This window comes from Streptomyces sp. NPDC050625, assembly GCF_040654755.1.
Taxonomy (GTDB): domain Bacteria; phylum Actinomycetota; class Actinomycetes; order Streptomycetales; family Streptomycetaceae; genus Streptomyces.
Window position 1 is genome coordinate 1 of the sequence record NZ_JBFAIQ010000087.1, and the last position, 6890, is coordinate 6890.

General features: G+C 69.3%; 8 protein-coding genes and 1 pseudogene. 3 read left to right on the top strand and 6 right to left on the bottom strand.

The genetic code is table 11. From position 1 onward, the window contains the following. Positions 1 to 378 precede the first annotated feature (378 nt). Positions 379 to 582: a hypothetical protein gene (locus tag AB0I54_RS47680; RefSeq protein WP_363302676.1), complete on the top strand. Its 204-nt coding sequence runs from the start codon at positions 379 to 381 to the stop codon at positions 580 to 582. A gap of 9 nt (positions 583 to 591) precedes the next feature. Here the strand turns inward: AB0I54_RS47680 and AB0I54_RS47685 are convergent, their stop codons facing one another. Together AB0I54_RS47685 and AB0I54_RS47690 are read right to left on the bottom strand one after the other, a co-directional pair. After that, positions 592 to 1932, bottom strand: coding sequence for an NF041680 family putative transposase (locus tag AB0I54_RS47685; protein ID WP_363302677.1), 1341 nt, complete (start codon positions 1930 to 1932; stop codon positions 592 to 594). Positions 1933 to 2394: 462 nt separating this feature from the next. Beyond that, the gene (locus tag AB0I54_RS47690; protein WP_363302678.1) at positions 2395 to 2754 is read right to left on the bottom strand and encodes a hypothetical protein; all 360 of its coding nucleotides are present in this window, start codon (positions 2752 to 2754) and stop codon (positions 2395 to 2397) included. A gap of 337 nt (positions 2755 to 3091) precedes the next feature. On the opposite strand from AB0I54_RS47690, the pseudogene AB0I54_RS47695 reads away from it, so the two are divergent. Together AB0I54_RS47695 and AB0I54_RS47700 are read left to right on the top strand one after the other, a co-directional pair. Beyond that, positions 3092 to 3295, top strand: a pseudogene (locus AB0I54_RS47695) (DUF6207 family protein). A gap of 83 nt (positions 3296 to 3378) precedes the next feature. After that, positions 3379 to 3915, top strand: coding sequence for a Ku protein (locus AB0I54_RS47700; RefSeq protein WP_363302679.1), 537 nt, complete (start codon positions 3379 to 3381; stop codon positions 3913 to 3915). Here the strand turns inward: AB0I54_RS47700 and AB0I54_RS47705 are convergent. The 4 genes from AB0I54_RS47705 to AB0I54_RS47720 form a co-directional block, all read right to left on the bottom strand. Then, positions 3885 to 4631, bottom strand: a complete 747-nt coding sequence (locus AB0I54_RS47705; protein ID WP_363302680.1) for a hypothetical protein — start codon at positions 4629 to 4631, stop codon at positions 3885 to 3887. The two genes, AB0I54_RS47700 and AB0I54_RS47705, sit on opposite strands and share 31 nt — an antisense overlap. Next, positions 4624 to 5145, bottom strand: coding sequence for a hypothetical protein (locus tag AB0I54_RS47710; RefSeq protein ID WP_363302681.1), 522 nt, complete (start codon positions 5143 to 5145; stop codon positions 4624 to 4626). The genes AB0I54_RS47705 and AB0I54_RS47710 overlap by 8 nt, the downstream gene beginning before the upstream one ends. A gap of 147 nt (positions 5146 to 5292) precedes the next feature. Next, positions 5293 to 5862, bottom strand: a complete 570-nt coding sequence (locus AB0I54_RS47715; RefSeq protein WP_363302682.1) for a transposase family protein — start codon at positions 5860 to 5862, stop codon at positions 5293 to 5295. After that, the coding region (locus tag AB0I54_RS47720) for a tetratricopeptide repeat protein (protein ID WP_363302683.1) at positions 5853 to 6890 on the bottom strand (1038 nt) is incomplete at its 5' end. The genes AB0I54_RS47715 and AB0I54_RS47720, both read right to left, overlap by 10 nt.

The following is a 6890-nucleotide window of genomic DNA, read 5'->3' on the forward strand; positions in this document are numbered from 1 at the left end:
CCGCCCTGGCGGCGGCCCGGGCAGCGCGGCGGCGGCGCCGACGCGCACCATGGCGAGCGCGCCCCGATCCCCGGCTGCGTCCGCGCCGCCCATCCCGCCTCTCCCTCACCCTCAACTCCAGCCAGGGCAGGGGCGAAAGCGGCCGCAACGGGGATGTCAGACCCCCGACCACGCCCCTTCGGCAGGGTGACCTGCACAGATGCGGCGGCGTCGGCGAGCCTCGCGCAAGAGAAGTCGCAAGAGATGCCGCAGGAGAAGACACAAGGGTTGACGCAGGAGATGTTGCCGACCGCGCCGGACGCGGCTCGAACAACAGTGCCAGACTGGCCGATATTCTGCGGGTGAGGTGGCCGGAAAACGTCGCCCGGAACAGGATCCATGATGACCACTCCCCCGCCCCCGATCACGGAGCCCGACCCGTCCGCGCTGACCTGCCCCACTGACCGGGTCGGTTTCTGCGCCGGGTGCCAGCGCAAGACTCACAAGTACGGCAGCGGCGGCTGTCCACTGTGCCAGTGGTGCATGGCGCAGGTCATGGAGCGGTGGGGCCCGACCGTGCGCTACATCAGCAGGCGCGCCTGAGCTTGTCATTTATCCAGTTCGGCGCGGTTTTGTGCCCACCTTGTGGTGGGCAGGTCGGCTGAACGCCTCGCCGGTGGCGAGGACTCTGCCCACGTCGTGCCGGGTGGGCTCGGTGGGCTTCTCCCAGGGCCTGCGGAGGCCGGTGGCCAGGGGGCGGGCGAGCCGGAGCTGGGAATAGGCGGCGATCACCAGCCAGGTCCACCGGTCGGCGGCTTCCGAGCTGCGAAGCCGGGGCTTGGTCCACCCGAGAGTCTGCTTGAACAGGCGAAATGTGTGCTCGATGTCGAAGCGGCGGAGGAAGGATTGCCAGCAGCGGTCGACGTCCGCCTCGGTGGCGCCGGTGCGCGACCACCACAGCCAGACCGGCTTGTTGACCCCGCCGCTGGGCAGCTTCTCCACGACCAGGCGGATGACGGTGCCCTCGATGATGGGCAGCGGCCCGTCGTGGTCGAGCCAGGCGGCCCGGCGGGTCAGCCGCGGATGCAGCCGGTCCCACGCCTGCGCGGTCGCCTTCCCATAGAGCCGGGTGTCCGTGACCGTCACGGCCTGCTCGGTGCCCCAGGTTGTGGGGTCGCCGAAGACGAACTCGCCGCCGTGCTTGGGTGGCCGGCCGCCCTTGGGGTTGGCCAGGTGGAACTCTTCGCGGGAGGGCGTCGGACGTCGCATCACCCGGTCTGAGCGGAGCCGGCCGAGGATCTCGACGGGCAGGTCACCCAGCAGGTGGGCGATGCGAGGGGCGTCGTATCCGGCGTCCAGCACGACCAGGACCTCCGGGTCGCCCGGCTGCCACTGGCCGGCGGCGACGAGCCTCTCGACGACCTCACGGATCTGCACCGTGGTCACTGCGGCGACGTCGGCGCCGGGCTCCAGGCGGACCGCGTCCAGCACCGCCGTCCAGGACGTGCGGCCTGTCTCCAACGCAGCCACCACCGAGTACGGCCAGCCGGGCACCATCTGATGCTTGCCCTCTCCTCGGCCGAAGGTGTGGCAAAAGGCCCGGTCAGCGCACATGTTGGCGTCCGGTCGCAGCCACGGCGAGACATCCACCGCCAGCACGAGCCGACCGTCCGCCGCCCTCGGCAACGCCACCCCTGCCAGGGCCCGACGCAGCCGGGCGACGTCGATCCGGCCCTGGTTGAGTCCGCCATACAGAGCCCCGTGCCCACGGCGGTGTTCAGGCGCGAGCGCGAGATCAACCAGCGTCCGCACCGGCCCGTCCGTGCACAACAGCGCGTCGCATAACTCGAACAACGCGTCGCCCCGCGCGGTCAGACACGCGTACAGCTCCGACCGGAAGTGTGACACTTCCGCGAACGCATCCCGCAGGACGCCCCGATGCACCAAACTCACGGCCACGGCCTTCGCGCTGATCCACTCTGTGACGGAGCACAGGATCAGACGAAGGCCGCCCACACGTCCGCCGAACTGCGAAAACGCTGATCAAGTTCGAGTTGCGTTCGACACCGGACGTTAAACGACAAGCTGAGTAGCTGTTTCTGATCCGCGGCGCCCCGCACCGCGTAGCCCCACTCGGACACCCCCGCGTTGCGGCTGTCTGCCGCGCCCGCGGGCGGCGGATGATGAGCGGGGTGGGCTCGCTCGCGCTGATCCCCCCGAGCCCGCCGGCGTGAGCCCCGCTTTACGAGCCGCGCGCACGTACCGTACGGCGTACGTGCGCTTTCCGTACGGTACGCGCAGGCGACCCTGCTGGTGAAGTGGCACTGCAGACGATGCCGCCCCACGTAGGCTGCGGCTGCCCGGGGCGGTGCCGAGGGCCGGGTACCGGACCCCGGCTCACCGCCGTCGCCGTTCTCAGCCGGTGAGGCCCTTTTCGAGGATGGTGCTGGGGTCCACAGGCTCGTCCGGCTGCTCGGGCTCCGCCGGGGGGGTATACCCCCAGGTCCTCACCGGGGGACCCTCCTCGTAGGGGTTCGGCGGGGCCTTGTCCGGAATTTCCAGCGGAGGATCGGGCTGCACCGGGGGCGGGTCCGCCTCGAAGGGGCCTAGCGGGGGGTCCACCGGATCCACCGGCGAGGCGGTGGGTACCTCGGTCGTCGGGGCCGCCATCGCCGTGGTGGCGGGGAGGACGACGCCTCCCGTGACCGCCGCGGCCGCCGCCGCGATCGTCGCGACCCTCAGTCGGACGGAGTTGCTGCGGATCTTGCGAGCCATGGATGTCTCCCGCTGGTAGTGAAGGGCGCCCATCTGGCGTCCTTGGCCTTGGTTCCAGTAGGCCGGAGCCACCCCTGCGGGGTCATGCTCCGGGTTTTCGGGGCTTGACACCGCCCGTTGACGCCGCCGCGTTGTCCACGGCTTGTCGACCTGCCGCCGCGCTGGCGGCGGCTTGCTCGCCGACGGATCGACTCGGGGGCCGCTTCCAGGGCCAAACCGTCGGGATCTGCGCCCCAGCGCATGCCGAGTGTGTTGCGCGGGCGCTGACCGCGTACCCGGTCAGGTGATCGCGCTCGAGCGGGAGAACTTCTGCGGACGTCGGCCCGTCATGCCGTGCATGAGGCAGATCAACGAAGCGCATGTGGCCGTGCCGGGCCTGACGGTGGTGGAGGTCGCGGCCGCCGAATGACGAACCGCCTTCGCCATCCAGGAACTGCTCGCCGCGCAGTGCGCCATCGCGCCGGCGGACCGTACAACCCGCGAGCCCGGCGAGCCCGGAGTGCGGCTGCGGTTCTTCCTGGACCTGGACCCCGACACGTAGGCCCCACGGCGGGCGCCGGCCTTGCTCGTGCCGAGCGATGACGGGTCCTACGCTGGTGGTGCTCGGGGCTGCGGAGGTGTCCCATGCCCGCGAGCATCTTCAACGGCGCTATCTCGTTCGGGCTGGTCAGCGTCCCGATCACCGTCCTGAGCGCCACCGAAGACCACAGCGTGGACTTCCGGCGGATCCACACCGCCGACCACGGCCTGGTGCGCAACCGCTACTGGTGCGAAGCCGAGGATCGCGAGGTCACGTTCTCAGAGACAGGGCGCGGCTACGAACTGCCGGACGGCCGGGTCATCCCGGTCACGGACGAAGAACTGCGGGCCCTGCCCTTGACCACGGCGCGCGCCATCGAACTGATCGCGTTCATCCCGGCCTCCGCCGTCGACCCGCTCCGCATAGGCCCCGGCTACTACCTCCAGCCGCAGGGCGCCATCGCCGCCAAGCCGTACCTGGTCCTTCGCCACGTCTTGGAACGCGCCTCGCGGGTCGCGGTCGCCCGGTACGCATGGCACGGCCGCGAGCGGCTCGGTCTGCTCAGTACTGGCGGAGACCACTTGTTCCTTACGCGTGGTATTCCCTGCGCTCAGGCTCTGCGACGCTGCGGCCAGGGGTAACCGAGTTGCCTGGCGAACTCTGGTGAGCCACCGCAGACCTCGGCGGCTTGGCGCGGGTCAGCTGCGACGAGTTGCTCGGCGAGCCGTTCAGCTTGGTCAGCCGGCTCGTCGCTGGAGACGGCGAGAATCATCCGGAACTGCAGCCATGGATGATCTCTCCTGATAGCAGAGCGGCCTGGATGGAAGAGGAAGACGTTGACCTGGTCCGGTTCCCAGGGCCAGGCGGACACGGCGCCGAGTTCGCATTCCCACCGTGCGAGCCAGTCAGTGCGTTCTCGGAGGTCTTGCTCCAGCAGCCGTGCCACGGTCCGCGCCGGCCATTCCCAGCTGCGGTCCGCGGTCGCCCGCTCGACTTCTCTTTGGTACTCCTGGGCCTCAAAGCGGAAGGCAGGCAGGTCGACCTCGTCCTCGTCGGGATTGCGCCACTTGTCCCAGAGCACGTAATCGCCGTCGCGCTGGATGGTCACGTAGAGAGACCCACAGCAGCCTTCGGTGCACGATGCTTCAGCCAGCCGCACCTCGTGCGGTTCCGATGCGGCAGCGAGTGGGCCGCCGGGCACCAAGAGGTATTGGGGATCTTCGCCCGGACCCTCTGTAAATGCGTCAGCAAGGATGTCTCTACCATCAACCAGCGCCCGAACCTCCACGTTTGCACCCCTCTGCGTAGGATCAGGAACGACAACGCGAAGGGTGAGGCAACGCTTCTCATCAGTCACCGGACGATTGTCGAATACGCTGGGACCGGACGTCGCCCAAATTCTCACCACCGTCCTTACTGGCGGAGATGAGGTCCTCGGCTCGCGTCGCGATGTAGCTGCTCCAGTCCTTCTTCGCCCGCCGTACCCAGCGGACGGCAGTGTTGATGTGCATGTCGAAGAGGTCAGCGAGCACGGCAGCCGGTAGATCGATAGCCAGTGTGATGCGGGCGGTGTTGCGGGCTTCCGTGATCTTGATGTCGTGCCGGTTGAGTTTGTTCGCGAAGGCGGCTGCATGGGCAGGCCGGCCAGGCACCCTGCCAGGGAAGAGGAACTGAGTGGTGCCAACGGCTCGGCCCACAGCCGATCGATCGCGAGGCGAGTCGGCAAGCTCAAGCACCAATTGAGCCAGGCGTGGTGGCAGTCTGACAGGTTTATCCCGAAGCATGAGATCGATGCTGTCATTCCCACGATAGAGATCTTCCAGCCGTAATTGCAGAACACGTTGGACAGTGACGCCGAACAGCAGGACCAAGGCGCCGGCGATTCGAACGTCGACTGGGGATCGACCTCGTTGAGACAGCGCTCTGCAGCTGGTCTGGTCTAGCTGGCCAGGGCTCGGGGGCAAGGACCGTCGGCCACCGAGTGGTTCATCGCCATCTGCTTTCCAAGAGGTCGCCGCTTACCTACGCGGACCGGCGCGCTGGCGTGATGCCGTGATATTGCACCGACTGCGCCTTCGTGCCGATGCAGGGTCCGGATCTGCACGGGAGCCCGTCTCAGGCACCTGTGCCAGCGTCCGCGGGCGCGGGGACGAGGCTGGGTCTCCTCGTAGGTCGCCCGCCTGGTCGGGATCGCGGGTCGCGAGCCAGGAGCTGATCGCCGTGTCGAGGGCGTTGCCGTCAACGCGTTGCGGGACCCGGCGCACGGTGGCCTCGGCTGGGGCGGTGGGACCGGACGGTTCGCGGCTCGGGCCGCCGCGGACAGTGAGCACGGCGGCCAGGGCGTCGGCTGCCCACTCCTCGATCGCAGTCAGGGACTTCGCACCCGCCAGTACCGCGCATGCGGCGAGTACGAGGACGAAGGCGAGGGGTGGCGGCGACCCTTGGCCCGACGTTAAAAGGGCTTGTGTGGCTGACAGGCTCGTCTTGCCAACCCCCGACCACACGGACACAAACCCGCCTCCGACGGACACGGGACCCCGCTCGCGGGCTTGCCTTGTCCTGGCCAGTAGCGCGTGGATTATTGCCATCGGGGCGTCGGCGTACCGTCTGGGTCCAGGCCGTACGGCCACAGCCCCTGAAACGGCATTCCAATCGCGGCTAAGCGGACCAGGGCGCGGGTGTTGCCGTGGTTGGCGGCCTGCCGGGCCAGAGTTTCGGCGCCTTCTCGGTCCCCGGCCTTTTCCCGGATCTCGGCTAGGCGGACCAGGGCGCGGGTGTTGCCGTGGTTGGCGGCCTGCCGGTAGAGGGTTTCGGCGCCTTCCCGGTCCCCGGCTGCCTCCCGGATCTTGGCCAGGCGGACCAGGGCATCGGTGTTGCCATAATCGGCGGCCTGCCGGTAAAGGGTTTCGGCGCCTTCTCGGTCCCCGGCCTTTTCCCGGATCTCGGCTAGGCGGTACAGGGCGCCGCTGTTGCCGTGGTCGGTGGCTGCCGGGCCAGAGTTTCGGCGCTTTCCCAGTCCCCGGCTGCCTCCCGGATCTCGGCTAGGCGGACCAGGGCGCGGGTGTTGCCGTGGTTGGCGGCCTGCCGGGCCAGGGCTTCGGCGCCTTCCCGGTCCCCGGCCCTTTTCCCGGATCTCGGCTAGGCGGACCAGGGCGCGGGTGTTGCCGCGGTCGGCGGCCTGCCGGGCCAGGGCTTCGGCGCTCTGACGGTCCCCGGCCGCCTCCCGGATCTCGGCCAGGCGGACCAGGGCTTCGGTGTCGCCGTGGTGGACGGCCTGCCAGTAGTGGGTTTCGGCGCCGTGACGGTCCCCGGCCTCTTCCCGGATCTCGGCCAGGCGGACCAGGGCGCGGGTGTTGCCATAATCGGCGGCCTGCCGGACCAGGCTCTCGGCGCCCGGACGGTCCCCGACCGCCTCCCGGATCTCGGCTAGGCGGTACAGGGCGTCGATGTCGCCGTGCTCGGCGGCCTGCCGGGCCAGGCTCTCGGCGCTCTGCCGGTCCCCGGCCGCCTCCCGGCTCTCGGCTAGGGCGCTTCTGATGGCTCTTGGACGATGTCTCGGAGCCAGATGACGATCGCCGCCGCAGCCAGGGTGCCGTTGAAGATGTAGTCGCGTTTG

Bases quoted from the DNA above. Each gene is read 5' to 3' on its own strand.
- AB0I54_RS47700 (WP_363302679.1), top strand. From the start codon at position 3,379: ATGCCCGCGAGCATCTTCAACGGCGCTATCTCGTTCGGGCTGGTCAGC.
- AB0I54_RS47690 (WP_363302678.1), bottom strand. From the start codon at position 2,754: ATGGCTCGCAAGATCCGCAGCAACTCCGTCCGACTGAGGGTCGCGACG.
- AB0I54_RS47715 (WP_363302682.1), bottom strand. From the start codon at position 5,862: ATGGCAATAATCCACGCGCTACTGGCCAGGACAAGGCAAGCCCGCGAG.
- AB0I54_RS47680 (WP_363302676.1), top strand. From the start codon at position 379: ATGATGACCACTCCCCCGCCCCCGATCACGGAGCCCGACCCGTCCGCG.